Below are 2,475 nucleotides of genomic sequence, written 5' to 3'. Positions count from 1 at the left end.
GGCGCTGGCACCGCAGAGTGCCAGCGCTTCGTGAACTAGCTTGCCGCGTCTGTCCGAACGGAGCGCCTTGGCGCGTAGAGAGTTTCGCGGCACACCCCAAAAACGCCACGACACAGGTTGCCCTTCGCAAAGCGAAGGGTCGCAAGCAGCAGGGGCGACCTTCTTTTGGGTACTTTTCTTGGTCGCCAAGAAAAGTACCTCGCCCGCCGGGCGAAATCCGGCCAGCTGCCCTACGCCAGTAGTAAACAGCGCCAATAAAGAAGCGCAATTCTCAACTACCACCAGTTGAGCCCTGACTACGCTAGCATGTGCATTCCGAATAGCGCATTAAATGTATCCAATAACAGTCCTTAAATAAATTTAAGACTGAAATTACGCGCATAAACCACATCTTCTTAGAAGACCAAGCACCCGATTTATTGTTGTTAAATTCAGTCTTAACTTACAATAGTGACTGTTATTAAAAACATTAAATGAGCAACTTCATGAAAGCTGCCCCTTGCAGCACTCAGAGGCGATGCCATGAAATACGACGAAACCACCCGGACCTCCAAAGACAGGCTCAGCGAAGCATCCATGCTCGGCAAAAAGCTGCACGCACTGCGTATGGCCATGCGCATCACCCAGGCGGAGGCAGCAGCACGGGCAGGTCTGTCTCGTTCCACGGCGGTGCTGATTGAAGCCGGGGACGAGAGTCGCACCTTGAGCCAGCTACTGCGCTATCTGGATGCGATTTCACCGCGCACTTCCTTGTTGGCGCTGCTCACCGACGACATCGCCGCGGTGAAGAACATGCAGGCGGACTTGCTCGGCAAGCGCGTACGCATGCCCAGACGCAACCAAGTCCATGAAGGGCAACCACCGCCGTCACCGACACCAGCAACGCCCAGAGGCAAAGGAGCCCCAAGCGCCCGTCGTGGAAAAACGGAGAAGCCCGATGCCTACGATTTCTAAGCGCAGCAAATACACGCATCCGCCTGAACAAGTCGCAGTGTTCGCGCATGTCGCAGGCGCGGGCGTTCGCCAACAGAATGCTTTCGTGCCCGCCGGCATGCTCGAGAACCTTGCGGAGGATCGCAGCCCCACCTTTGCCTATGGCAAGAAATATGTGAAGCGCAACAACGCGATCGAGGTGGACCCGGCTGCCTTGCCTTTGGCTGGCGAGCAAGGCGGTCAGCAGCGCCATGTGTTGCCTGGGCTGGCGGAGTTCGGTGGCATACGTGATGCTGCGCCCGATGCCTGGGGCCGCCGCGTTATTGAGAACAAGCTTCGCAGCGGTACGCTACCGGAAGTGGCTTATCTGCTGGAGGCTGGCAGCAACCGAGTTGGCGCGCTGGATGTACGGCTGGCGGTCAACTCCCCGGAGAGCGATGAGGCTTATGGGGTGGTGGACCTGGAGCGTCTGTTGGATGTCGCCGATCGCATAGAAAACGACGAGCCCGTGCCCGAGGCATTCTTTCATTATTTCAACGGGCTTGGGTCTGCCGGTGGTGCGCGCCCGAAAGCCACGATCCGCGATGAACAGGGTGTTCTCTGGTTGGCCAAGTTCCCCTCCAAGGGCGACAAGGCCTGCAATGCCGTGCTGGAAACCGGCGCCTTGGAGCTGGCGCGGGCCGCTGGCCTGCGCGTCCCTCCGGTCAAGCTGCTCGATATCGGCAGCCAACGTATCTTGTTGATCCGCCGCTTTGACCGCTACTGGGCAGAGCCGGGACAGGTGTTGGCCGAAGGGGAGGAAAGCTGGGCCTATGACCCCCAAACCCCAACGGCCGGAGGCAAGCGCGAAGAAGGCCGGATTGCCTATTGTTCTGCGTTGACGCTGATGGGGTTGCACGAGCACGATGCGCCCAACAGCTCGTATGCGGACATCTGCCAGGCCATCCGCAGGCAGGTGGCCATGCCATTCATCGACCGCGATGTGAAGGAAATTTTCCAGCGCATGGTGTTCAACATCATCGCCAACAACAACGATGACCATCTGCGCAATCAGGCCTTCATCTACGACGTGGCAGCCAAGGGCTGGCGGCTGAGCCCTTTGTACGATGTGCTGCCGATGAATACGGTGGCCCATACGCGCTATCTGCATCTGTCGGTGGGGGACGAAGGCCGGGTAGCGACCCTGGACAACGCCTTGTCGCAATGGTCGGCCTTCCATAACTCACGTGCTGAAGCCGTTGAGGCGATGCACCATGTGTGGGTGGCTACACGCGCTTCGTTGGAGAAGTTTGAGCAATTTGGCGCATCCGATCGTGATTTGGCGTATGTTCGGGCGGCTTTTCGGCGGTTGGACGATATGGCGAGTCCCGCGTTGCGGCGGGAGCTGCGTGCGCTTTAGGCTTTGCTCTGCCTAGTCGCACAGCGGCCTCTGGGATGTGGCGTTGTTACTACTGCGTAGGGCAGTTGGCCGGGTCTCGCCCCGGCGGGCGAGGTACTTTTCTTGCTCAGCCAAGAAAAGTACCCAAAAGAAGGCTGCCCCTG

At 58.7% G+C, this 2,475-nt stretch carries 2 protein-coding genes; both read left to right on the top strand.

What is annotated here, in order from left to right:
* Window positions 1-522 precede the first annotated feature (522 nt).
* Entirely contained in the window at window positions 523-954 is a 432-nt protein-coding gene (locus WH265_RS24165; protein WP_339559920.1) for a helix-turn-helix domain-containing protein, read from the top strand.
* Window positions 938-2,332 (top strand): type II toxin-antitoxin system HipA family toxin, encoded by a 1,395-nt coding sequence (locus tag WH265_RS24160; protein WP_339559919.1) that lies wholly within the window; start codon window positions 938-940, stop codon window positions 2,330-2,332. Before WH265_RS24165 ends, WH265_RS24160 begins: the two co-directional genes overlap by 17 nt.
* Window positions 2,333-2,475 lie beyond the last annotated feature (143 nt).

The organism is Comamonas sp. MYb396 (assembly GCF_037479555.1).
In the GTDB taxonomy this organism is placed as follows: Bacteria; Pseudomonadota; Gammaproteobacteria; order Burkholderiales; family Burkholderiaceae_C; genus Comamonas.
This window is presented reverse-complemented; position numbering and strand designations above follow the sequence as displayed.